Here is a 23,964-nt window from a genome sequence, read left to right as displayed (position 1 = left end):
CTGGCGCAACAATCAGATGCAAACATCAACCCATTTTGCGGAGGTCAGCTCTGCCATTCTGTCAGGTGAAATACGCACGGCACTATGAATTGCGCCTGCTGCGGGCAGGACTTCGGCGTACTGCTTTAGCGAGATATCGCAGTAAACCGCGAGCGGGTTTTCCAGGCCGAACGGGCATACGCCGCCAACGGGGTGACCGGTGATGATCACCACTTCATCACTGCTGAGCATGCGCGCTTTTGCACCAAACGTGTCTTTCAGCTTTTTGTTATCCAGGCGTGCATCACCTTTCGCTACCACCAGAATCACCTCATTTTTCACCTTTAATGACAAGGTTTTGGCGATTTGTCCCGGTTCAACGCGATGGGCGGCAGCAGCCAACGCAACGGTAGCGGTACTCTGACTAAGTTCAATAACGTCTATATCCGGCGCGTTGTCGGCAAAAAACTGCTGTACAGACTGCAAACTCATTGTTTCCTCCTGACAAATATCCTGCGTAATCTGTCATAAGAATTTATGCTCTGTAAATATCTCTTCGGTAACAAATATCCCGAACGGCTGATTTCTGGATCCTCTTCACAATCACAGAAACCGGTTACAGTAACCGGTTGCAGAGCGTGATGCGTCGATTAATACTGAGTACGTAACGTCCCCTGTACCCAATAATAAGAGCAAATTATGAAACCATTCCGTCTGAGCAGTACCCCTGGTCCACAAGCCAGCAAGGTTGTGAAGGTGATTTATGGAACAACGTGCGGCGCAAATGTGCCCGTAACAAACGTCTGACAGGAGATCTGCCATGTCTGCCAACCATGCTGCGTTTAACCTGATATTCCGTTTTGTTGAAAATTACGTGAGCCCGATTGCCGGGCGGATCTCTTCCCAGCGTCATGTCATGGCTATCCGTGATGGGTTTATCTCCGCGATGCCATTTATGATTGTGGGTTCATTTTTATTAGTGTTCGCATACCCGCCATTTTCGCCGGATACCACCTGGGGTTTCGCCCGAGCCTGGCTGGATATGGCGAAGCAGTTTGAAGGCCAGATTCTGACGCCGTTTGATATGACGATGGGCATTATGTCCATTTATATTTGTGCGGCCATTGCCTACAACCTTGGCAAACACTATGTCAAATCGCACCAGTTAGACCCGTTTATGTGTGCCATGCTGTCGCTGATGGCGTTTCTGCTGGTCGCGGCACCGAAAACCAAAGGCACGCTGCCAGTCGACAGCCTGGGTGGGGCGGGCATTTTTACAGCGATTCTGGTGGCGATCTACTGCGTTGAGATGATGCGTTTCCTCAAGGCGCATAACATCGGTATTCGCCTGCCAGACCAGGTACCTCCGATGATTAAAAACTCTTTTGATCTGCTCATCCCGGTGCTGGTAGTGGTGTTGACGCTTTATCCTCTGAGCCTGCTCATTCAGTCTCAGTTCGGCATGCTGATCCCGCAGGCCATTATGTCGGTCTTTAAACCTCTGGTTTCCGCTGCGGATTCCCTGCCTGCGATCCTGCTGGCCGTGTTGATTGGCCATCTGCTGTGGTTCGCCGGGATCCACGGCGCCGCCATCGTCTCCGGGATGCTGCAGATGTTCTGGCTGACCAACCTGGGTGCGAACCAGACCGCGCTGGCCGCCAGCCAGCCTCTGCCGCATATTTTTATGGAGGCGTTCTGGACGTTCTTTATCGTGATTGGCGGGTCGGGAGCCACGATGGGCTTGGTGATTTGCTATTTGCGTAGCCGTTCAGCGCATTTACGCTCTATCGGGCGTTTGAGCGTGGTACCCAGCTTCTTTAACATCAATGAACCCGTCATTTTCGGTACGCCAATCGTGATGAACCCGGTGTTCTTTATTCCGTTCCTGCTGGCACCGATGGTAAATGCCGTGCTGGCCTGGGCGGCAATGACGTTTGACCTGATTGGCCGCGTCATCTCAGTGGTCCCCTGGACGGCACCGGCGCCAATAGGCGCAGCGTGGGCTCTGGGCTGGGATTTCCGCGCGGCTATTCTGGTTGTGGTTCTGGCCTGCGTATCGGCAATCATCTACTTCCCGTTCTTCAAAGTGTACGAGAAACAGCTGCTGGAGCAGGAAGCGGAAGAAGCGCAGCGTAACGCGGAAGAGGAAAATCAGCAGGTGGCTTAGGTAAAAGCAAAACGGTAACTCAGGTTGCCGTTTTTAGTGTTTGTTCCCTCTCCCTGTGGGAGAGGGGCAGGGTGGGGGCATCAGGCCGTGGCCGATTATTTCAGCGTGCAATCCCCGCACTGCTTAACGTCCGGCAGGCGATAGCGCTGGCAGCAGGTGCGGCGAACCAGAAGCCCATCACGGAGCACGACGGTACGGAATAACGGGTTGTCGCGGCCATCGGAAAGCTGTTTTGCAAAGAAACAGGACTGACGCAGGGCATCAACGTTCTCATCACCAAGCAGAGGCTTCATTTCCGTTAAATACCAGTGGATTAAATAGCCCGTATTGCTCCAGATAAGCTTCGCGTTAATTTCTCCCGTCGCTTCAAGCGCTTCCACCACTGGGATCAGGGCCTGGGTGATAAGCTGCTCCATGCGCTCCTGAGCCGTCAGGCGTTCCCCGTTCTGGTCTTCGTGGAGATCAATCCAGAAACAGGCTGCGCGCCCGGTTTCGTGAAACTCGACGTGGAAATTATCCGGCGAGAGTTCCAGCATGCTCTTCTGGGTTAATAGCGCCAGCATGAGGGGTGGCACCATCAGCCCGATATACCACTGCGCCCAGAGAGAGAGCAGCGGTTTATTTTCCCGCGTAAGGGTGGGCTGATTGCGATAGATATGGTCGGAATAGGTGGCCAGCAGCGATTGCAGTTTTGCCGGCTGGCGCCACTCTGAGAGCGTCATGGCGTGGTTCGGGTGCGCTTCATCAAGCCGGATAAAGTCCAGCAGGTGGGCGCGCGTCTCCGCAATCTTATCCCGTATGGCATCCGCAAGCGAAGCATTCCCGCTGGTGAGGGGCGCTCGCCAGAGGAGGGGTTCGACGATGTGTGCGGTTTGCGTGGCCATAGTATAGATAGAAATCTAAATGATAATGATTGCCAATCCTAACTATTGCTCATACCAATGGCAAGACTTTTGTCCGGGTGACACCGCCGTGATGTTTATGCCGTCTGCAGCTCTTCACTCAACAGAATGTTATTGCGCCCCATATGCTTTGCTTCGTAGAGGGCTTTGTCCGCTTTTTCCAGCGCGCCTTCCACGTCTTCATCCTCGAAAATGGCAATACCAATGCTGATGGTGACGTTTGTCGCGACACTCTCATTAAACAGATGCGGGATTTTCAAATCGTAGACTTTCTGACGGATCCGCTCGGCCGTCTGGCGGGCATGTTCGAGTGAAATATTGGTCAGCAGCACCATAAACTCTTCTCCGCCAAACCGCGCCACAATATCGCGAGAACGCACGGCGTCGCGGATTGCCGCAGAGACGCGCTTCAGCGCCTGGTCGCCCATCATATGGCCATAATGATCGTTATAGGCTTTAAAGTGGTCGATATCCATCAGCAGAACAAAGTGCTCGCCATTTTCTACCGTCGGCAGGTTCTCCAGACGACTTTGCAGACCGCGACGATTATAGAGCCCGGTAAGCGGGTCCATCATGCTGAGATCGGTAAGGGTTTCTCGCTCTTCCAACAGGCGAGAGAGCAATTCCTGAGCGAAACGATCGTTACGCGTTTGCAAAATGTTATGAATAGCAATTGCCACCACAGGAAGTGCGAAAGAATAGGACATTCTTAGCCATATATCGTGATCGCTTAGCCACAGGCAGACAATAAAGGTGGGCAATGAGTGCAGCGTAAATGCTTTGATATTACTGGCGAATGCCAGGGTTCCGATAAAAAGTACCGTTAATAGGGCGATTAACAAATACGTCGCGTGGTCGTGGGTAATTAAGGCGAATTTAGACAAAATTTGCCAGGCCCACAAAATACCGAAGATCCCTGAAACCACGGGAATATTTATCTTCCGCGCGCGCTTTCTCCAGTGCCAGACGAACAGACCGGTGCTGATGGAGAAAATAGCAATAAGTGGGGCAGATAACAGGCGTACAGAATTGAGCGGATTTGTTACCGAGAACACTGCCGAGGTTGCGTTCAGAAATAAAAATAAACGTAACGACAATTGATATTTTCTGTGAACCAAAGACCGCCAGGATTGTGATGTCATAGTCGTGCGTTTTTATTAAAATTTAATTAAAACAAATAAGTAGGTGCCGTTTCGCAATAAAACATGCAAAAAACTCAAAGAGTAATTATCAGAAAATCTTTAGATGTTGTTAACAGGTGTGCAATTTATCACCTTAGGCAATTCCTGTCATTACGGGAAAGGTAAAGGTCGATGGATTTTGATTCATTCAGCTGACAAATGATAATGTGTGTCATATGATATTGGTTATCATTATCGTTGTGAGAGGGCAGAGCATGTTGAACAGGGCGCTTGGCAGTGGTTGGGGGGTATTGCTACCGGGAGCCATTCTCGGCGGGTTGATGTTTGCCGATCTCTCCCTTGATACCTGGAAGGCGATCATTGTGTCAGGCCTGTTAGTCACGTCAGGCATGATCTGGCATAAACAGCTGCGCCACTTTGTTTTACTGCCATCCTGTGTAGCACTGGTCAGCGGAATTCTGGTGATACTGATGAGTTTGAAATAACAGGGAAAACAAGAGGAACTTCAGAAGGGATGTAAGATAATTGGTGCGAGGGGGGGGACTCGAACCCCCACATCCTAAGGACACTAACACCTGAAGCTAGCGCGTCTACCAATTCCGCCACCTTCGCACAGTCATCTTACTATTGTTGATATCGCCTCGTTGGTGCGAGGGGGGGGACTCGAACCCCCACATCCGTAAGGACACTAACACCTGAAGCTAGCGCGTCTACCAATTCCGCCACCTTCGCCCAGTGCGAGCAATATCATTGTGATTTATGGTGCGAGGGGGGGGACTCGAACCCCCACATCCGTAAGGACACTAACACCTGAAGCTAGCGCGTCTACCAATTCCGCCACCTTCGCATACCATCGATACTGTAAAAGTATCGTAACCACGGAGGCGCATTCTAGATGTTTTCAGCTTTACGTCAACAGAAAAGTGCGCGCGACGCCTTGATTGCTGCAAAAATGGCCGATGCAGGCGCCATGCGGAGCCGGATGGCGCTTGCGCTTATCCGGCCTGCTGGAGTGGAGATTACTTTTTGGCCTGACGCGTCATCACGGTACGGTAGACTTTAAAGCGGCCGGTTTGGGCGATCACTTCGTGGAAGCCGAAGGTTTCGTCCAGCACTTTCGGGTACGCCAGGAAGGCGTTCGCAACAATACGCAGCTCGCCGCCGCTGTTAAGGTGACGGGTTGCGCCACGGATCAGCGTTTGTGCCGCTTCAAGGCTGGTCTCCATACCGTCGTGGAACGGCGGGTTGGAGATAATCATGTCGAAGCGACCGGTGACGTCAGAGAAGACGTTGCTGGCAATCACCTCGCCTTCAATGCCGTTTGCGGCAAGCGTTGCGCGGCTGGCTTCTACCGCCGGGGCGCTCACGTCACACAGGGTTAAGCGCACTTTTGGTGAATGGCTGGCAAGCACGGTAGAGAGCACGCCCGCGCCGCAGCCCACGTCCAGCACTTTGCCTTTGGTGTGCGGCGTCAGGGTGGAGAGCAGCAGCTTGCTGCCCGTATCCAGCGCGTCACGGCTGAACACGCCCGGCAGGGTTTTGATGGTCAGGCCGTCGAGCTGATACTCGTCCCAGTAAGCCTGTGGATCAAACGTTGTCTGTTTTTCCAGACGGCCATGGTACAGACCACAGCGGCGAGCGCTGTCGACTTTGTTCAGCGGCGCGTAGCCTTCCAGCATCTGTTCAGCGCTACGCACGCCGCTGCGGTTCTCACCCACCACGAAAATATCGCATCCGACCGGCAGCAGGGAGAGCAGGTTCATCAGCTGGAACTGGGCTTCCGGCTTGTTCTTCGGCCAGTAGTAAATCAGCGTATCGCAGTCGGCGATATCGCTCTGCTCCGCCACCAGGCTAAAGCGCGCGCGCTCGCCCATCTGGCGGCTCAGCACCTGCCAGTGGTGGTAGTATTGGGTGTGGGCACGGCTTTCAGCACAGTCGAAACGCGCAGGCAGGTCATCCTGCATATCTCCGGCAAACAGAATACGGCTTTCTTCGAAATCATCACTGTGACGCAGCAAGACTTCACTTGCCGGGGTAAATGCAGACATGAATTGTTCCTCAATAAACTCAGGCGGGGATTATAGTAGGTAGATGGCGCACTTTCGACACATTTGCTATATTTGCGCGCCTGAGAGACAGGAGTTTTCCCTATGACATCCCGACGAGACTGGCAGTTGCAGCAGCTGGGCATTACCCAGTGGGCTTTGCGTCGCCCGACGGCGTTGCAGGGCGAAATCGCCATTTCCATCCCTGCGCACGTACGCCTGGTGATGGTGGCGGAAGAACTGCCTGCCCTGAATGAACCCCTGATCGATGATGTCCTTCGCAGCCTGAAGATGACGGCCGACCAGGTTTTACAGCTGACGCCAGAGCGTGTCGCGATGCTTCCTCCTGATAGCCGCTGTAACAGCTGGCGTATCGGAGAGACAAACGAGATCCCCCTCCAGGGGAGCCAGATCTGCACGCCAGCGCTGGACGAACTGAAAGCCAACCCAAAAGCGCGCAGCGCGCTATGGCAACAAATCTGCGAATATGAACACGATTTCTTCCCTCACGACGCCTGACCTGACCACCGCGTTCGCGATTGAAACACGCGCCCACGCGTTTCCGTGGAGCGAAAAAACCTTCGCCAGCAATCAGGGCGAACGGTATCTGAACTTCCGTCTGGACGTTGACGGCACCATGGCCGCCTTCGCGATCACGCAGGTTGTTCTTGATGAAGCGACGCTGTTTAATATTGCGGTTGATCCCGCGTTCCAGCGCCGTGGGCTGGGAAGAGAACTGCTCGAGCACCTCATTCGCGAGCTCGAAACCCGTGACGTTTTCACCCTGTGGCTGGAGGTGCGCGCGTCGAATGTCGCCGCCATCGCGCTCTATGAAAGCTTAGGCTTTAACGAGGCGACAGTCCGCCGTAACTACTACCCCACCGCAGAGGGACGTGAAGACGCCATCATAATGGCTCTGCCGATTGGATAATAAAAAATAAGGTTGTAACGATGAAATGGGACTGGATTTTCTTTGATGCCGACGAAACGCTGTTTACGTTCGATTCGTTCGGCGGCCTGCAGCGGATGTTTCTCGACTATAGCGTGACCTTCACCGCTGAAGATTTTCAGGACTATCAGGCGGTAAACAAGCCGCTGTGGGTGGATTACCAGAACGGTGCCATCACCGCGTTACAACTTCAGCACCAGCGTTTTGACGTCTGGGCGGAACGCTTAAAGGTCAGTCCGGGGACGCTGAACGAGGCGTTCCTGAACGCGATGGCCGATATCTGTGCGCCACTGCCGGGTGCGGTTTCCCTGCTGAATGCGTTAAAAGGCAAGGTGAAACTGGGGATCATTACCAACGGTTTTACCGCCCTGCAGCAGATCCGCCTCGAGCGCACCGGCCTGCGCAATCATTTCGACGCGCTGGTCATCTCCGAAGAGGTGGGCGTACCTAAACCGGATCCGCGGATTTTCGATTATGCGCTGTCGCAGGCAGGTAATCCTGACCGCGATCGCGTCCTGATGGTGGGTGATACGGCAGAGTCAGATATCCTGGGCGGCATGAAGTCAGGTCTGTCGACCGTCTGGCTCAATGCGCATGGCCGCGTGAAGCCTGAAGGCATCGAGCCGACCTGGACCGTAACGTCGTTGAACGAACTGGAGCAACTCCTGTGTAAACAATGATTGCCTGCCCCCTATTGATGGGTAAAATAGCCGCAATTTTGTATTCCATGATGCGTGGCGTGCTGCCGCGCTTATAAAAGAAGATTTAATTATGACGTTGTCTCCTTATCTGCAAGAGGTGGCCAAGCGCCGCACTTTTGCCATTATCTCCCACCCGGATGCCGGTAAAACGACCATCACTGAGAAGGTGTTGCTGTTCGGACAGGCGATCCAGACTGCGGGTACCGTTAAAGGCCGTGGCTCCAGCCAGCATGCAAAATCTGACTGGATGGAGATGGAAAAGCAGCGTGGTATTTCGATTACCACCTCGGTGATGCAGTTCCCGTATCACGACTGCCTGGTGAACCTGCTGGATACCCCGGGCCACGAAGACTTCTCCGAAGATACCTACCGTACCCTGACGGCGGTGGACTGCTGTCTGATGGTGATCGACGCCGCGAAAGGTGTAGAAGACCGGACCCGTAAGCTGATGGAAGTTACCCGTCTGCGCGATACGCCGATCCTCACCTTTATGAACAAACTCGACCGTGACATCCGTGACCCGATGGAAGTGATGGACGAAGTGGAAAGCGAGCTGAAAATCGCCTGTGCGCCAATCACCTGGCCAATTGGCTGCGGTAAGCTGTTCAAAGGGGTGTATCACCTCTATAAAGACGAAACCTATCTGTATCAGACCGGTAAAGGCCACACCATTCAGGACGTTCGCGTGGTGAAAGGTCTGGATAACCCTGAGCTGGACGTGGCAGTCGGCGAAGAGCTGGCCGCGCAGCTGCGCGACGAGCTGGAGCTGGTGAAGGGCGCGTCTCACGAGTTCGACAAAGAGCTGTTCCTGAGCGGTGAAATCACCCCGGTCTTCTTCGGTACCGCGCTGGGTAACTTCGGCGTTGACCACATGCTGGACGGTCTGGTGGAATGGGCGCCGCGCCCGATGCCGCGTAAAACTGACACCCGTGAAGTGGAAGCAAAAGAAGAGAAATTCACCGGATTCGTCTTCAAAATTCAGGCCAACATGGACCCGAAACACCGCGACCGCGTGGCCTTTATGCGCGTGGTGTCCGGTAAGTATGAAAAGGGCATGAAGCTGCGCCAGGTGCGTACCGGTAAAGACGTGGTGATCTCCGACGCGCTGACCTTTATGGCGGGCGACCGTTCGCACGTTGAAGAGGCGTATCCGGGCGACATCATCGGTCTGCACAACCACGGCACTATTCAGATCGGCGATACCTTCACCCAGGGTGAAATGATGAAGTTCACCGGCATTCCGAACTTCGCACCGGAGCTGTTCCGTCGTATCCGTCTGCGCGATCCGCTGAAGCAGAAACAGCTGCTGAAAGGCCTGGTTCAGCTCTCCGAGGAGGGCGCCGTGCAGGTGTTCCGCCCAATCGCGAACAACGATCTGATCGTGGGCGCGGTCGGCGTGCTGCAGTTCGACGTGGTTGTTGCGCGTCTGAAGAGCGAGTACAACGTGGAAGCGATTTACGAGTCCGTGAACGTCGCGACCGCGCGCTGGGTTGAGTGTTCTGACGTGAAGAAATTCGAAGAATTTAAGCGTAAGAACGAAATTCAGCTGGCGCTGGATGGCGGTGATAACCTGACCTATATCGCACCAACCATGGTGAACCTGAACCTGACGCAGGAACGTTATCCTGACGTTCAGTTCCGTAAAACCCGCGAGCACTAATCCCCTCTCAGAGCACGGCTGCCGCCGTGCTCTTCTTTAATTCCTGTCTTATTAATCCCTTGCGGAATGTTCTTAATTCAACGCAATTTCACGCTATTCGCGCGTTTTTTACTCAATTCTGAAAGCGGCTCTGTGAGAGTGATCTATATTTAACTCAGTGTTTAACACCGGGCGTGGATAAATTAACTGTTCAATGCATGACTTTAGGTTGTCCATTTTGCCCGCGTGTTTATTCGCAATATATAAAACTACTAAGGAAGTATGTAGCCCGAATAACGGGTCAACACAGGAATAGATCGATGAATATGACAAGACTGAAGATTTCGAAAACTCTGCTGGCTGTAACCCTGGGTAGCGTTCTGGTGAGCGGTTCCGCCCTGGCGGAAAGCACCACCATGGATAAAGCCCAGTCCACGGCCGATACCGCAGGGCAAAAAATCGATAGCTCTATGAATAAAGTCGGCAACTTCATGGATGACAGCTCAATCACAGCAAAAGTGAAAGCCGCACTGGTGGATGATGAATCCATCAAAAGTACCGATATTTCCGTTAAGACCGACAAGAAAGTGGTCACGCTGAGCGGCTTCGTGGAAAGCCAGGCTCAGGCCGAGCAGGCGGTGAAAGTCGCGAAGGGCGTCGAAGGTGTTGCCTCCGTCAGCGATAAGCTGCACGTACGTGACGGTAAAAACGCGTCGGTGAAAGGTTATGCCGGTGATGCCGCTACTACCAGCGAAATCAAAGCTAAACTTTTAGCGGATGACATCGTGCCATCCCGTAAGGTGAAAGTAGAAACCACCGATGGTGTGGTTCAGCTTTCCGGTACGGTAGATTCGCAGGCGCAAAGTGAACGCGCCGAGTCCATCGCGAAAGCGATTGATGGTGTGAAAAGCGTTAAAAACGATCTGAAAACGAAGTAAATCTGGACCATTCGCCCGTCTGGCTAACACCTGCGGGCGAAATAAGAACGACTCTGGAAAAACGCCGGTGAGTGACCTGAGCGCTCACGTTTAGCGGCCGACATTAACTATGGTAAAGGAGAAGCTTATGTTTCGTTGGGGCATTATATTTCTGGTTATCGCGTTAATTGCCGCCGCATTGGGCTTTGGTGGACTGGCAGGTACAGCGGCATGGGCAGCTAAAATTGTCTTCGTTGTGGGTATTATTCTGTTCCTGGTCAGCCTGTTTACGGGTCGTAGACGTCCGTAGCAAACGCAATATTTCTTCAACAAAATAAAGCCAGTCACTGTGACTGGCTTTTTCTTATTTGCGGAACAGGTCGGGTGCGTTACTGTGGTGTTATAAAATAATCAAAAAACAGGAAAGCAGAGGTGGGGCAACGAATTCCCGTTACGCTCGGCAATATTGCGCCGCTGACGTTAAAACCGTTTCGCGCAGGTCAACTCGCGCTGGTTTGCGAGGGGGGAGGGCAGCGCGGCATTTTCTCAGCCGGCGTGCTGGATGAATTTATGCGCGCGCAGTTCAACCCGTTTGACCTTTACTTCGGCACGTCTGCCGGGGCGCAGAACCTCTCTGCCTATGTTTGTAATCAACCTGGCTACGCGCGAAAGGTCATCATGCGCTACACCACGGCAAAAGAATTTTTTAATCCGGTGCGCTTTGTGCGCGGCGGCAACCTGATCGATCTCGACTGGCTACTGGAAGCGACCTCCAGCCAGATGCCGCTGGCCATGGATACCGCTGCCCGTCTGTTTGATAGCGGCAAAGAGTTCTGGATGTGCGCCAGCCGGGGCGATGACTATTCGCCGGGCTATTTTTCTCCTCAGAAGGAGAACTGGCTGGATATTATCCGCGCCTCCAGCGCGATCCCCGGCTTTTATCGTACGGGAGCCCTGCTGGACGGCATTAGCTATCTGGACGGTGGGATCAGTGACGCGGTGCCGGTGCAGGAAGCCGCCCGGCGTGGGGCGAAAACCATCGTGGTGATCCGTACCGTGCCGTCGCAAATGTATTACACGCCGCAGTGGTTTAAACGGATGGAGCGCTGGTTGGGCGACAGCAGCCTGCAGCCGCTGGTGAACATCGCGAAGCAGCATGAAACCACCTACGGCGCGATGCAGCGCTTCATTGAAAAACCGCCGGGCAAGCTGCGTATTTTTGAAATCTATCCGCCTAAGCCGCTGCTGAGCATGGCCCTGGGCAGTCGCGTCCCTGCGCTGCGCATGGATTACAAAACGGGGCGGCTGTGCGGGCGCTATTTCCTGGCGACGGTAGGAAAAATGCTGGCGGAGCAACCGCCGCTTCATCGCCATAAACGCATTATTATGCCGCCTGCCATTGTCGCCAACGACGCCCTGACGATGCCGCTGGTGGATATTCCGCAGGCGAATGACGCTTTACTGGATAACGAGGATCTGGCGTGACGCACCGCTTTGTCGATACCCACTGCCACTTTGATTTCCCGCCGTTTACGGGGGATGAAGCGCACAGCATTGCCAAAGCGGCTGAGGCAGGCGTTCAGGCCATCATTGTGCCGTCAGTGGAAGCGGCCTATTTTTCCCGGGTGATGGATCTTTCCATGCGGTACCCCGCGCTCTATGCCGCGCTCGGCCTGCATCCGATCGTGATTGAGCGACACCTTGATGAGCATATTGAGAGGCTTGATGAACTCCTGCAGACCGCAGGAGACAAACTTGTCGCCATCGGTGAGATCGGCCTCGATCTTTATCGTGAGGATCCGCAGTTTGAGCGCCAGCAGGCGATCCTCGACGCGCAGCTCAGGCTGGCGAAGCGCCACGATCTGCCGGTGATCCTCCATTCAAGACGCACGCACGATAAGCTGGCGATGCACCTGAAACGCGTCGATCTGCCGCGCAGGGGCGTCGTTCACGGTTTCTCCGGCAGCCTGCAGCAGGCGCAGCGTTTTATCGAGCTGGGCTATAAAATCGGCGTTGGCGGCACCATCACCTATCCGCGCGCCAGTAAAACCCGTGACGTAATGGCACAGCTGCCGCTGTCGTCGCTGCTGCTGGAAACCGACGCGCCGGATATGCCGCTGAATGGTTTTCAGGGTCAGCCGAATCGCCCGGAACAGGCGGCGCGCGTGTTCACCACCCTGTGTGAACTGCGAAAAGAGCCTGAAGAGGTGATTGCCGATGCGCTGCTGGAAAATACCCGTTCGGTATTTGGCATCACGCTATAGGTAAAGCGCCGGACGGAGCACCGTTATCTTCTGTTTTTCCAGCGCCCGCGCCAGCGGTTCAACGTCCTCGGGCGTGGCGCTGCGCCACGACGCCGCCTCACCGTAAACGCCATGCGCATGAAATGCGTTGATGCGCACCGGCACATTCCCAAGCCCGTGGATAAAGGTCGTTAGCGGTTTGAGATGTTCCAGATAATCACACTGCTCCGGAATAATCAGCAGGCGGAGTTCCGTCAAACGGTGACGATCTGCCAGCCAGCGGATGCTCTGTTTAATCTGCGGGTTTTCGCGCCCGGTCAGGAAACGGTGATGCTCGTTCCCCCACGCCTTCAGATCCAGCATCGCGCCATCCAGTACCGGCAGCAGCTTTTGCCAGCCGGTTTCGCTTAACAGACCGTTGCTGTCTACCAGGCAGGTGAGGTGGCGCAGGGCGGGATCGGCTTTGATCGCTGAGAATAGCGTCACTAAAAACGGCAGTTGCGTTGTGGCTTCACCACCGCTCACGGTGATCCCTTCGATAAACTGTGCGGATTTGCGGACCTGGGTGAGGATCTCGTCCACGCTGAAGCGGTGCGCCATAGGCGTTGCCTGCTGCTGGCACAGGTGCAGGCACGTGTCGCACTGCTGGCAGTCACTCTCCTGCCACCAGACGCGTCCGGCCTGAATGGTCAGCGCGTCGTGCGGGCAGTGGGGCACACAGTCCCCGCAGTCATTGCAGCGGCCGATCGTCCACGGGTTGTGGCAGGTTTTGCAGCGCAGGTTGCAGCCCTGCAGGAACAGGGCCAGACGGCTGCCCGGTCCGTCCACGCAGGAAAAAGGAATGACCTGACTAACTAAAGCGCATCTGCTGTTCATGGCTAACCACGCGCGGCTGTCGTTCCAGAATACGGGTATTGCGTGCGGCTTCTTCCCCCAGCCACGTGGTATTGGTGCGCGATCCGGCTTCCCGGTATTTCTCCAGATCCGACAAGCGAACCATATAGCCGGTCACGCGGACCAGATCGTTACCCGCTACGTTGGCGGTAAATTCACGCATACCCGCCCTGAACGCGCCCAGGCAAAGCTGAACCACCGCCTGAGGATTGCGTTTTACCGTCTCCTCCAGGGTGAGAATATCGCTGATTCCGGAGTGATAGTGTTTGTGATGCGGCGCAACGGCCAGCAGATGGCTGATAGGATCCGGCTCATCGCCGTAGGGCAGGCGCGCGCCCGGCGTGGTGCCGGAGTCGGAGCTGATCCCCGACTGCGCGTGCAGCATCGCGCGATGCTTCCAGCCGTGCTTCACCGGCGTGTTTTCCACAAACGCCGCAAGCTGTTCGCTGATGCGATAGCCCAGCGCGTTGGCCTGCTCGTCTTTTCCGTAACGGCCTTCAATGCCCTCCTTTTCACAGAGCGTATTCACCGCTTCCGCCAGGCCGTACATGCCAAACATGGGTACAAACCGATCCGCATCAATCAGCCCCTCTTTGACCAGGAAGCTATTCTCAAAGAAGCCAGATTGCTCGTACAGGAAACCGCAGCGTGCGTCGATGATGGCAATTTGCTGCTGGCAGTAGTGCGGGAGCGCGCGGGTGAAGAAGTCTTCAATGGATGTGCTACGTTCAGCAATGGCTTTGAGGTTAAGGCGCACCAGGGTGCTGCCGCCGCCTGCAAGCGGCAGGGAGTTGTAACAACTCACCACGCCGTAACGGCCTTTTGTGAAAATTTTATCATTCATCGGGCCATTAGAAATATGCGGTTTGCTGCATTCACATATGTTTTTTGCCACCTCAAGCAGCAAATCGTCCGGGGTGATATCGGGATCGTAGATAAAGGTCAGGTTCGGCGCGACCTGCTTCAGCTCTGCATCGGCACGCAGAATGGCGCGCGTGACGGGCGTATCCGCCGGGCCGATATTGGCGTGCATAAACGCATCCGGCAGCGTACGGTCGAGATAGCGCCAGAAACGTTTTATTCGGCTATCGATCTCTTCTTGTGTTAGAATTCTAACATATGGAGTTAATATCGCATCAAGCTGACCGAGATAGACCGGCATCGATGTGACGGACGGAACATGATGGTAGAGGATGGTTAACAGCGAGAGGGCGTCGTCGAGATCTTTTGCCCCTTCCAGTTCCAGCCATTCTGAACCGTTAGCCAGAAATTTTGCGTAATCCGGCAGAACGTAACGGGGTTTGTAAGGCGCATGGCCTTCGAACATGTCGCAGATAAACCCATCGTCCAGCGCGGCTCGTGCGGCCTCAGGAAGTGCCGGGTAAGGCAGGTTGTTTTCCGCTTCCAGCGCCAGAAAATGACGTTTTTGTTCCGGGGTTAACACCGGGCTTGTCACAATGTGCTGGCAACGTTGTTGCAGGGCGTCGGGGCTGGAGTGGGGCATATTCGCTTCCTTGAGTGTTCTGCGGATGATGAACGGATTGTAGGAAGCCAGCCTGTCGGGGCTTTTGATCCGACAGGGGGTATCGCTGCTTTAGTCGGCAATTTAGGCGCTAAAGTTTGAAGAAGATCTCATTACAGTAATGCAAATTTGTATGCAGTTTTCATTAACTGTGATGAATGTCGAAGTGTGGATGCGGGTGAATGTTAGAATACTCACAGACCCGCAAGGTAAAATTTATACGGCACTGCCGTTGGAGAATGTTATGACCGATTTAACTGCAAGCAGCCTGCGCGCGTTGAAGCTGATGGACCTGACCACCCTGAACGATGACGATACCAATGAAAAAGTCATCGCCCTGTGCCATCAGGCGAAAACGCCGGTGGGTAACACCGCAGCCATCTGTATCTACCCGCGTTTTATCCCGATTGCCCGTAAGACGCTGAAAGAGCAGGGTACGCCGGAGGTGCGCATTGCAACCGTAACTAACTTCCCGCATGGCAACGATGATATCGAGATCGCGCTGGCAGAAACCCGCGCGGCGATTGCCTACGGCGCAGACGAAGTGGACGTGGTGTTCCCGTACCGCGCGCTGATCGCCGGCAACGAGCAGGTCGGTTTTGACCTGGTGAAAGCCTGTAAAGACGCGTGCGCGGCGGCAAACGTGCTGCTGAAAGTGATCATCGAAACCGGCGAGCTGAAAGAAGAGGCGCTGATTCGTAAAGCGTCTGAAATCTCCATCAAGGCCGGTGCAGATTTTATTAAAACCTCTACCGGTAAAGTGCCGGTGAATGCAACCCCGGAAAGCGCGCGCATCATGATGGAAGTGATCCGCGACATGGGTGTGTCCAAAACCGTTGGTTTCAAACCTGCGGGCGGCGTGCGTACTGCTGAAGACGCGCAGCAGTTCCTGGCGATTGCCGACGAGCTGTTTGGCGCCGACTGGGCCGATTCCCGTCACTACCGCTTCGGCGCGTCCAGCCTGCTGGCCAGCCTGCTGAAAGCGCTGGGTCACGGCGACGGTAAGAGCGCAAGCAGCTACTGATTGCCAGACAATGCCGGATGACGCTTTGCTTATCCGGCCGACAGGATCGTAGGGCGGGTAAGCGTAACGCCACCCGCCACAACTCCCCCGATTCCGCATGGAGGTTACCGTGTTTCTCGCACAAGAAATTATTCGTAAAAAACGTGATGGTCATGCATTAAGCGATGAAGAGATCCGCTTCTTCATCAACGGCATTCGTGATAACACCGTCTCAGAAGGGCAGATTGCGGCTCTGGCGATGACCATTTTCTTCCACGATATGTCGATGCCTGAGCGCGTGTCGCTGACCATGGCGATGCGAGATTCAGGAACCGTTCTGGACTGGAAAAGCCTTAATCTTAACGGCCCGATCGTGGATAAACACTCCACCGGCGGCGTGGGCGACGTGACGTCTCTGATGCTCGGCCCAATGGTTGCAGCCTGTGGCGGCTACATCCCGATGATCTCCGGGCGCGGCCTGGGCCACACCGGCGGTACCCTCGACAAACTGGAAGCCATTCCGGGCTTCGATATCTTCCCGGACGACAACCGCTTCCGCGACATTATTAAAGACGTTGGTGTGGCGATTATCGGCCAGACCAGCTCTCTTGCTCCGGCAGACAAGCGTTTCTACGCGACCCGCGACATCACCGCGACCGTTGACTCCATCCCGCTGATCACCGCCTCTATCCTGGCGAAGAAACTGGCAGAAGGGCTGGACGCGCTGGTGATGGACGTGAAGGTCGGCAGCGGCGCGTTTATGCCCACGTATGAACTTTCTGCTGCGCTTGCCGAAGCGATCGTTGGCGTCTCCAACGGCGCGGGCGTGCGCACCACCGCACTGCTCACCGACATGAACCAGGTGCTGGCCTCCAGCGCCGGTAACGCGGTTGAAGTGCGTGAGGCGGTACAGTTCCTCACCGGTGAATACCGTAACCCGCGTCTGTTCGACGTCACCATGGCGCTGTGCGTGGAGATGTTAATCTCCGGCAAGCTGGCCAAAGACGACGCCGACGCCCGCGCGAAACTGCAGGCGGTGCTGGACAACGGCAAAGCGGCGGAGATCTTCGGTCGCATGGTTGCAGCCCAGAAAGGCCCGACCGATTTCGTCGAAAATTACGCGAAATACCTGCCAACTGCGACGCTCAGCAAAGCGGTGTATGCCGATAGCGAAGGGTTTGTCTCTGCGATGGACACCCGTGCGCTGGGTATGGCGGTGGTCTCGATGGGCGGCGGTCGCCGTCAGGCATCGGACACCATTGATTACAGCGTAGGCTTTACCGATATGGCCCGTCTGGGCGACAGCGTTGACGGTCAACGTCCGCTGGCGGTGATCCACGCGAAAGACGAAGCCAGCTGGCAGGAAGCGGCTAAAGCGGTGAAAGCGGCTATTACGCTTGACGATAAAGCGCCGGAAACCACACCGACTGTCTATCGCCGTATCACCGAATAGCGGTATACTGATCTGATCAATCATTTTTAAGCACTACGTACGGAGAACAATTATGAAACGTGCATTTATTATGGTGCTGGACTCATTCGGCATCGGCGCAACCGAAGATGCAGAACGTTTTGGTGACGTGGGTTCCGATACCATGGGTCACATCGCGGAAGCCTGTGCGAAAGGCGAAGCGGACAACGGTCGTAAAGGCCCTCTGACTCTACCCAACCTGACCCGCCTCGGTCTGGTGAAAGCGCATGAAGGCTCTACCGGTAAAATCGCAGCCGGTATGGACGGCAACGCGGAAGTCGTGGGCGCCTACGGCTGGGCTCACGAGCTCTCCTCCGGTAAAGACACCCCGTCTGGCCACTGGGAAATCGCCGGTGTGCCGGTGCTGTTCGACTGGGGCTATTTCTCCGATCACGAGAACAGCTTCCCGCAGGAGCTGCTCGATAAGCTGGTGAAGCGTGCCAACCTGCCGGGTTACCTCGGTAACTGCCACTCTTCCGGTACCGTGATTCTCGATGAACTCGGCGAAGAGCACATGAAAACCGGCAAGCCGATTTTCTACACCTCTGCTGACTCCGTGTTCCAGATTGCCTGCCACGAAGAGACGTTTGGTCTGGATAAACTCTACGAGCTGTGCGAAATCGCCCGTGAAGAGCTGACCGAAGGCGGCTACAACATTGGCCGCGTGATCGCGCGTCCGTTTATCGGCGACAAAGCGGGTAACTTCCAGCGTACCGGTAACCGTCATGACCTGGCCGTTGAGCCACCGGCACCGACCGTACTGCAGAAGCTGGTTGAAGAGAAAGATGGCCATGTGGTTTCCGTGGGTAAAATCGCGGATATCTACGCCAACTGCGGCATCACCAAAAAAGTGAAAGCCACCGGTCTGGATGCGCTGTTTGATGCCACCATCAAAGAGATGAAAGAAGCGGGCGACAAGACCATCGTCTTCACCAACTTCGTGGACTTCGACTCCTCCTGGGGCCACCGTCGCGACGTAGCGGGCTATGCGGCAGGTCTTGAGCTGTTCGACCGCCGTCTGCCGGAGCTGATGGAGCTGGTGGGTGAAGATGACATTCTGATCCTGACCGCGGACCACGGCTGTGACCCAACCTGGACCGGTACCGACCACACCCGTGAGCACATTCCGGTGCTGGTGTACGGCCCGAAAGTGAAGCCGGGCTCGCTCGGTCACCGTGAAACCTTCGCGGACATCGGCCAGACTATCGCGAAATACTTTGGTACGTCTGACATGGAATATGGCAAGGCCATGTTCTGAATCAAGTTGGGTGCGGTCTGATGCCCTCACCCCGGCCCTCTCCCACAGGGAGAGGGTGAAAAGAATAAACAATGTAAAAGGAACTGAAGATGGCAACTCCTCACATTAATGCAGAAATGGGTGATTTCGCTGACGTCGTATTGATGCCGGGCGACCCGCTGCGCGCGAAGCACATTGCAGAAACTTTCCTGGAAGACGTGCGTGAAGTGAACAACGTTCGCGGCATGCTGGGCTTCACCGGTACCTATAAAGGCCGCAAAATCTCCGTGATGGGCCACGGTATGGGTATCCCATCCTGCTCTATCTACACCAAAGAGCTGATCACCGACTTCGGCGTGAAGAAAATCATCCGCGTTGGCTCCTGCGGCGCGGTGCGCATGGACGTTAAGCTGCGCGACATCGTTATCGGTATGGGCGCCTGCACCGATTCCAAAGTTAACCGCATGCGTTTTAAAGACCATGACTTCGCGGCGATTGCTGACTTCGGCATGGTGCGTGACGCGGTTGACGCGGCAAAAGCGCTGGGCGTTGAAGCGCGCGTGGGTAACATCTTCTCTGCTGACCTGTTCTATGCCCCGGACGGCGGCGAGATGTTCGACGTGATGGAGAAATACGGCATTCTGGGCGTGGAAATGGAAGCGGCGGGTATCTACGGCGTTGCGGCTGAGTTTGGTGCGAAAGCGCTGACCATCTGCACCGTGTCTGACCACATCCGTACCCACGAGCAGACCACCGCTGCCGAGCGTCAGACTACCTTCAACGACATGATCAAAATCGCGCTGGAATCCGTTCTGCTGGGCGATAAAGAGTAATTCTGTCTCTTCCCTCCCTCTCCCTGTGGGAGAGGGCCGGGGTGAGGGCACCAGACCGCACCTAGCGCACGGCCTGTGCAATCCACGCCGACAGCTCCCGCAGCTCTTTTTCCTGCCCCGGGAAATCCCCAATCAACGCGTCGCATTCCTGCTGCAGCATATCCGCCCGGTACAAACAGCCCTGTAAACGTGCCGCGAGTGCTTCCAGCGGTGCCGGGTTCAGGCTATCGGTAAACACCTGCGTGCGGGTGATATGGCCTTTCTCCACGTCAAAATGCAGCTCCACGCCGCCCCAGGTAAAACGCTCGTCCAGCAGATGTGAAAACGCAGGCGCCTGACCGAAGTTCCACTCCCAGCTGCTCTGGCGGGCGAAGGTTTCGGCGAAGTTGGGCAGGTCCGGGATTTTTTCAGGGGAGATGACTTCTGCTTCCACGCGTTCGCCGTAATGTTCAAAGAACGCGTCACGGATGGCATCGCAAATCTGCTCGTGCGTAATCCCCGGCAGCAGTTCTACCAGATTCGCCACGCGTCCGCGCACGGAGGTAATCCCTTTCGCCTGGAGCTTTTTCTTATCAGGATTCAGGTAGTTCGCCAGACGGCTCAGATCGGCGTTCAGCAACAGGGTGCCGTGGTGGAACCCGCGATCCATCGTTTCGCGGTAGGCGGAGCCGGAGACCTTCCGGTCGCCCTCAGGGGTTTTCACCACCAGATCGTTACGCCCGGACGCTTCTGCCGTCACGCCGAGTGAATTGAGCGCGTTGAGGACGATGGAGGTTGAGATGGTTTTGTCGTACTCCGGTTTACCCACCATAAAGGTGAAGCAGGTATTGCCCAGATCGTGAAACACCGCGCCGCCACCGCTGCTTCTACGTGCGAGGCGGACGTTGTCCTCTTCCATACGTCGGGTGTTGCACTCTTTCCACGGGTTTTGCGCGCGGCCAATGACCACCGTATCGGCGTTACGCCAGAGAAACAGTACGCGCTGGGTGGCGGGCATCTGGCGGAAGATGCACTCTTCTACCGCGAGATTAAACCAGGGATCGTAAGAGTCAGAGATAAGCAGGCGTAACGTCGTCATGGCAAAGTTCCTTTTCCGAATCGTTCGCCTACTTTATCACTATTCTTTCTTCTCGCTCTCTTCGTCTTCGGGGACGGATTTGCTGGCGGTCAGCAGGAACGGGGATTGCTGCCAGCGCGAGCGCTTGCCCCGAAGCAGGGTGCGCGCCAGCACAACGCCGATGGCGAGTGAAAGCAGCAGCATCAGGCGCAGAATATTGGTGGTATTATCGACCTGTTTGGCTTCAGTGGGCAGGGTGTGGGTATCGAGGGTCAGGCGCAGATAGCCCAGTGGGCCATTCTTCCCCTGAATAGGTTCGACGATCTGCTGGTTAAAATAGCCCCCGGCTTTTTTCCCGTCCAGCGCCAGCCTGTCGCGCACGTCGACGTGCTCGCCCGCGCGGGCAATCAGGTTGCCTTGCTCATCATAGACGCCGGCATCAAGAATGCGGCTGTTCTCCGTGAGCAGGCGTAAAACCTGGCCTATCCGCTTCTCGTCCGGCGTTTCGGTACGCATGGACGGCGCGACGTTGAGCGTCACCTGGCGCGCCAGCGTGCGGGCCAGCTCTTCAAACTGCGGGTTGCGTTGCCGTTGATGGTTCTGGCTAAACCACGATGCCCCTTGCATCAGCACCACTAATAGTGCGAGACAGGAAAGGACAATCACGGCGCGATGAAGCCGGAATTTCAGTTTTGCGCGAGCCATATTCCACCTGCTGAAAATTTACGGCTTAATGTTGCCAGAAGTGATGGTTACAGGGTAGCCTCATGCGTTATTTTCCCTCTGCAACCTTCCGGCGCGAACGAAATTACAGGAGCTTTAATGCCGAACATTACCTGGTGTGACCTGCCAACGGATGTCTCTTTATGGCCAGGATTGCCGCTCTCTTTAAGTGGCGATGAGGTGATGCCTCTGGATTACCACGCCGGTCGTAGCGGCTGGCTCCTCTACGGACGCGGTCTGGATAAGCAACGCCTGACCCAGTATCAAAGCAAGCTCGGTGCGGCAATGGTCATCGTCGCCGCGTGGTGCGTGGAAGACTACCAGGTTATTCGCCTGGCGGGTTCCCTGACGCAGCGCGCAACGCGTCTGGCGCATGACGCCGGGCTGGACGTCGCGCCGCTGGGTAAAATTCCGCACCTTAAAACCCCTGGCCTGCTGGTCATGGACATGGACTCTACGGCGATCCAGATCGAGTGTATTGACGAGATTGCGAAGCTGGCGGGCAGCGGCGAGCTGGTGGCGGAAGTCACTGAACGTGCGATGCGCGGCGAGCTGGACTTCACCGCCAGCCTGCGCCAGCGCGTGGCGACCCTGAAAGGGGCCGATGCCAACATTCTGCGTCAGGTGCGCGACGTGCTGCCGCTGATGCCAGGGCTGACGCAGCTGGTGCTGAAGCTGCAGTCCCTCGGCTGGAAAGTGGCGATTGCTTCCGGTGGCTTCACCTTCTTCGCGGATTACCTGCGGGAAAAACTGCATCTGACCACCGTGGTGGCCAATGAGCTGGAGATCATGGACGGCAAGCTGACCGGCCAGGTGATCGGCGATATCGTGGATGCCCAGTACAAAGCCAATACGCTGACGCGTCTGGCGGAAAAATATGAAATTCCGGTTGTCCAGACCGTCGCCATCGGCGATGGCGCGAACGACCTGCCGATGATCAAAGCCGCCGGGCTGGGCATTGCCTACCATGCCAAGCCAAAAGTGAATGAAAAGACGGAAGTCACTATCCGTCACGCTGACCTGATGGGGGTGTTCTGCATTCTCTCCGGCAGCATTAATCAGAAATAACGGTCTGCTTTGTAGGCCGGGTAAGCGTAAGCGCCACCCGGCACGCAGGCTGCACAGAAATAACGAGGTAAACCGTGGCGAAAGCTCCAAAACGCGCATTTGTCTGTAATGAATGTGGTGCGGATTATCCGCGCTGGCAGGGGCAATGCAGCGCGTGTCATGCCTGGAACACCATCACCGAAGTGCGTGGTGTGGCGGCTTCGCCGAGCGTGGCGCGCAACGAGCGCCTGAGCGGCTACGCCGGTAACGCGGGCGTGGCGAAGGTGCAAAAACTTTCGGACATCAGCCTCGAAGAGCTGCCGCGCTTCTCCACCGGGTTCAAAGAGTTTGACCGCGTGCTCGGCGGCGGCGTGGTGCCGGGCAGTGCGATCCTGATCGGCGGTAACCCGGGGGCGGGTAAATCGACCCTGCTGCTGCAAACGCTCTGCAAGCTCGCCGAACAGATGAAAACCCTGTACGTCACGGGCGAAGAGTCTCTTCAGCAGGTGGCGATGCGCGCGCACCGCCTGGGCCTGCCGACCGGCAACCTGAACATGCTCTCCGAAACCAGCATCGAGCAGATCTGCATGATTGCCGAAGAAGAGCAGCCGAAGCTGATGGTGATCGACTCCATCCAGGTGATGCACATGGCGGACATTCAGTCCTCGCCGGGCAGCGTCGCGCAGGTGCGTGAAACCGCGGCTTACCTGACGCGCTTTGCCAAAACGCGCGGCGTGGCGATTGTAATGGTCGGCCACGTGACCAAAGACGGCTCGCTGGCCGGACCGAAGGTGCTTGAACACTGTATCGACTGCTCCGTAATGCTCGACGGCGATGCGGATTCTCGTTTCCGTACCCTGCGCAGCCACAAGAACCGCTTTGGGGCGGTGAACGAACTGGGCGTGTTTGCCATGACCGAACAGGGGCTGCGCGAAGTCAGCAACCCGTCGGCCATCTTCCTGAGCCGCGGCGATGAGATCACCTCCGGCAGCTCGGTGATGGTGCTGTGGGAAGGGACGCGCCCGCTGCTTGTCGAAATTCAGGCGCTGGTGGACGTGTCGATGATGGGCAACCCGCGGCGCGTGGCGGTCGGTCTGGAGCAGAACCGTCTGGCGATCCTGCTGGCGGTGCTGCACCGTCACGGCGGGCTGCAGATGGCGGATCAGGACGTCTTCGTTAACGTGGTCGGCGGCGTCAAAGTCACTGAGACCAGCGCGGACCTGGCGCTGCTGCTGGCGATGGTCTCCAGCCTGCGCGACAGACCGTTGCCGCAGGATCTGGTAGTGTTTGGCGAAGTAGGCCTCGCCGGGGAGATCCGTCCGGTGCCCAGCGGTCAGGAGCGTATCTCCGAGGCGGCAAAACACGGCTTCCGCCGGGCGATCGTTCCCGCCGCCAACGTGCCGAAAAAAATCCCGGAAGGGATGCAGGTATTTGGCGTGAAGAAACTCGCAGATGCGTTAAATGTCTTTGACGACTTATAATTACGTAAATTT

24 protein-coding genes and 3 tRNA genes are annotated in these 23,964 nt (G+C 55.9%); 16 read left to right on the top strand and 11 right to left on the bottom strand.

The genetic code is table 11. The features are described 5' to 3' along the window. Window positions 1–12 precede the first annotated feature (12 nt). On the bottom strand, window positions 13–471 hold the full coding sequence (locus DFO52_RS15500) for a YbaK/EbsC family protein (protein WP_133550709.1): 459 nt from the start codon (window positions 469–471) through the stop codon (window positions 13–15). Between the two features lie 328 nt (window positions 472–799). Here DFO52_RS15500 and DFO52_RS15495 point away from each other — a divergent pair, with 328 nt between their 5' ends. Then, entirely contained in the window at window positions 800–2,146 is a 1,347-nt protein-coding gene (locus DFO52_RS15495) for a PTS sugar transporter subunit IIC (protein ID WP_133550708.1), read from the top strand. 95 nt (window positions 2,147–2,241) lie between these two features. Here the strand turns inward: DFO52_RS15495 and fhuF are convergent, their stop codons facing one another. Further along, entirely contained in the window at window positions 2,242–3,030 is a 789-nt protein-coding gene (gene fhuF / locus DFO52_RS15490) for a siderophore-iron reductase FhuF (RefSeq protein ID WP_133550707.1), read from the bottom strand. A 95-nt stretch (window positions 3,031–3,125) separates the two neighbouring features. Beyond that, window positions 3,126–4,190: a diguanylate cyclase gene (locus DFO52_RS15485; protein ID WP_133550706.1), complete on the bottom strand. Its 1,065-nt coding sequence runs from the start codon at window positions 4,188–4,190 to the stop codon at window positions 3,126–3,128. Window positions 4,191–4,405: 215 nt separating this feature from the next. Here DFO52_RS15485 and DFO52_RS15480 point away from each other — a divergent pair, with 215 nt between their 5' ends. Continuing rightward, entirely contained in the window at window positions 4,406–4,675 is a 270-nt protein-coding gene (locus tag DFO52_RS15480) for a DUF1435 domain-containing protein (protein WP_047646590.1), read from the top strand. 41 nt (window positions 4,676–4,716) lie between these two features. On the opposite strand, the gene DFO52_RS15475 is transcribed toward DFO52_RS15480, so the two are convergent. From DFO52_RS15475 to rsmC, 4 genes are all read right to left on the bottom strand, one after another. Next, window positions 4,717–4,802: transfer RNA gene (locus tag DFO52_RS15475), tRNA-Leu, on the bottom strand. Between the two features lie 33 nt (window positions 4,803–4,835). Next, window positions 4,836–4,922 (bottom strand) — tRNA-Leu (locus DFO52_RS15470). Window positions 4,923–4,950: 28 nt separating this feature from the next. Then, window positions 4,951–5,037 (bottom strand) — tRNA-Leu (locus DFO52_RS15465). A 172-nt stretch (window positions 5,038–5,209) separates the two neighbouring features. After that, on the bottom strand, window positions 5,210–6,238 hold the full coding sequence (rsmC, locus tag DFO52_RS15460) for a 16S rRNA (guanine(1207)-N(2))-methyltransferase RsmC (protein WP_029740018.1): 1,029 nt from the start codon (window positions 6,236–6,238) through the stop codon (window positions 5,210–5,212). A 102-nt stretch (window positions 6,239–6,340) separates the two neighbouring features. Here rsmC and DFO52_RS15455 point away from each other — a divergent pair, with 102 nt between their 5' ends. The 8 genes from DFO52_RS15455 to DFO52_RS15420 all read left to right on the top strand — a co-directional run bounded on the left by DFO52_RS15455 (window position 6,341) and on the right by DFO52_RS15420 (window position 12,705). Beyond that, window positions 6,341–6,754: a DNA polymerase III subunit psi gene (locus DFO52_RS15455; RefSeq protein WP_029740017.1), complete on the top strand. Its 414-nt coding sequence runs from the start codon at window positions 6,341–6,343 to the stop codon at window positions 6,752–6,754. After that, a complete protein-coding gene (rimI, locus tag DFO52_RS15450; protein ID WP_033144573.1) occupies window positions 6,723–7,166 on the top strand; it encodes a ribosomal protein S18-alanine N-acetyltransferase in 444 nt (147 codons plus the stop codon). The genes DFO52_RS15455 and rimI overlap by 32 nt, the downstream gene beginning before the upstream one ends. Window positions 7,167–7,186: 20 nt before the next feature. Further along, window positions 7,187–7,864 carry a pyrimidine 5'-nucleotidase gene (yjjG, locus tag DFO52_RS15445; protein WP_133550705.1) on the top strand — a complete coding sequence of 226 codons (678 nt, stop codon included), beginning with the start codon at window positions 7,187–7,189 and terminating at the stop codon, window positions 7,862–7,864. A 91-nt stretch (window positions 7,865–7,955) separates the two neighbouring features. After that, window positions 7,956–9,545, top strand: coding sequence for a peptide chain release factor 3 (gene prfC / locus DFO52_RS15440; RefSeq protein WP_023334426.1), 1,590 nt, complete (start codon window positions 7,956–7,958; stop codon window positions 9,543–9,545). A gap of 299 nt (window positions 9,546–9,844) precedes the next feature. Then, complete coding sequence (gene osmY, locus DFO52_RS15435; protein ID WP_032660819.1) at window positions 9,845–10,462, top strand: molecular chaperone OsmY; 618 nt, start codon at window positions 9,845–9,847, stop codon at window positions 10,460–10,462. A gap of 127 nt (window positions 10,463–10,589) precedes the next feature. Continuing rightward, window positions 10,590–10,751 (top strand): DUF1328 domain-containing protein, encoded by a 162-nt coding sequence (locus DFO52_RS15430; protein WP_003856556.1) that lies wholly within the window; start codon window positions 10,590–10,592, stop codon window positions 10,749–10,751. Window positions 10,752–10,873: 122 nt separating this feature from the next. Then, window positions 10,874–11,926: a patatin family protein gene (locus DFO52_RS15425; RefSeq protein WP_133550704.1), complete on the top strand. Its 1,053-nt coding sequence runs from the start codon at window positions 10,874–10,876 to the stop codon at window positions 11,924–11,926. After that, window positions 11,923–12,705, top strand: coding sequence for a TatD family hydrolase (locus tag DFO52_RS15420; RefSeq protein ID WP_133550703.1), 783 nt, complete (start codon window positions 11,923–11,925; stop codon window positions 12,703–12,705). The genes DFO52_RS15425 and DFO52_RS15420 overlap by 4 nt, the downstream gene beginning before the upstream one ends. Here DFO52_RS15420 and DFO52_RS15415 read toward each other — a convergent pair. Together DFO52_RS15415 and DFO52_RS15410 are read right to left on the bottom strand one after the other, a co-directional pair. After that, the gene (locus DFO52_RS15415) at window positions 12,700–13,560 is read right to left on the bottom strand and encodes a YjjW family glycine radical enzyme activase (protein WP_133550702.1); all 861 of its coding nucleotides are present in this window, start codon (window positions 13,558–13,560) and stop codon (window positions 12,700–12,702) included. The two genes, DFO52_RS15420 and DFO52_RS15415, sit on opposite strands and share 6 nt — an antisense overlap. Beyond that, window positions 13,535–15,082, bottom strand: coding sequence for a YjjI family glycine radical enzyme (locus DFO52_RS15410; protein ID WP_133550701.1), 1,548 nt, complete (start codon window positions 15,080–15,082; stop codon window positions 13,535–13,537). Before DFO52_RS15410 ends, DFO52_RS15415 begins: the two co-directional genes overlap by 26 nt. 262 nt (window positions 15,083–15,344) lie before the next feature. Here DFO52_RS15410 and deoC point away from each other — a divergent pair, with 262 nt between their 5' ends. The 4 genes from deoC to deoD all read left to right on the top strand — a co-directional run bounded on the left by deoC (window position 15,345) and on the right by deoD (window position 19,644). Further along, complete coding sequence (deoC, locus tag DFO52_RS15405) at window positions 15,345–16,124, top strand: deoxyribose-phosphate aldolase (protein WP_208110473.1); 780 nt, start codon at window positions 15,345–15,347, stop codon at window positions 16,122–16,124. 109 nt (window positions 16,125–16,233) lie between these two features. Further along, window positions 16,234–17,556: a thymidine phosphorylase gene (gene deoA / locus DFO52_RS15400; protein ID WP_133550700.1), complete on the top strand. Its 1,323-nt coding sequence runs from the start codon at window positions 16,234–16,236 to the stop codon at window positions 17,554–17,556. Between the two features lie 52 nt (window positions 17,557–17,608). Beyond that, entirely contained in the window at window positions 17,609–18,832 is a 1,224-nt protein-coding gene (gene deoB / locus DFO52_RS15395) for a phosphopentomutase (RefSeq protein WP_047646597.1), read from the top strand. Between the two features lie 89 nt (window positions 18,833–18,921). Then, a complete protein-coding gene (deoD, locus tag DFO52_RS15390; RefSeq protein ID WP_010427122.1) occupies window positions 18,922–19,644 on the top strand; it encodes a purine-nucleoside phosphorylase in 723 nt (240 codons plus the stop codon). Window positions 19,645–19,705: 61 nt separating this feature from the next. Here deoD and lplA read toward each other — a convergent pair whose 3' ends face one another. After that, window positions 19,706–20,722, bottom strand: coding sequence for a lipoate--protein ligase LplA (lplA, locus tag DFO52_RS15385; RefSeq protein WP_133550699.1), 1,017 nt, complete (start codon window positions 20,720–20,722; stop codon window positions 19,706–19,708). A gap of 39 nt (window positions 20,723–20,761) precedes the next feature. Beyond that, on the bottom strand, window positions 20,762–21,406 hold the full coding sequence (locus tag DFO52_RS15380) for a YtjB family periplasmic protein (protein WP_029740846.1): 645 nt from the start codon (window positions 21,404–21,406) through the stop codon (window positions 20,762–20,764). 117 nt (window positions 21,407–21,523) lie between these two features. On the opposite strand from DFO52_RS15380, the gene serB reads away from it, so the two are divergent. Continuing rightward, complete coding sequence (gene serB / locus DFO52_RS15375) at window positions 21,524–22,492, top strand: phosphoserine phosphatase (protein WP_023310325.1); 969 nt, start codon at window positions 21,524–21,526, stop codon at window positions 22,490–22,492. Window positions 22,493–22,566: 74 nt separating this feature from the next. Then, window positions 22,567–23,952 (top strand): DNA repair protein RadA, encoded by a 1,386-nt coding sequence (radA, locus tag DFO52_RS15370; RefSeq protein WP_014068810.1) that lies wholly within the window; start codon window positions 22,567–22,569, stop codon window positions 23,950–23,952. Window positions 23,953–23,964 lie beyond the last annotated feature (12 nt).

The organism is Enterobacter sp. AG326 (assembly GCF_004362415.1).
GTDB classification, from domain to species: domain Bacteria; phylum Pseudomonadota; class Gammaproteobacteria; order Enterobacterales; family Enterobacteriaceae; genus Enterobacter; species Enterobacter asburiae.
The sequence above is the reverse complement of the archived record's forward strand: the minus strand, read 5'-3'. Positions and strand labels throughout refer to the sequence as shown.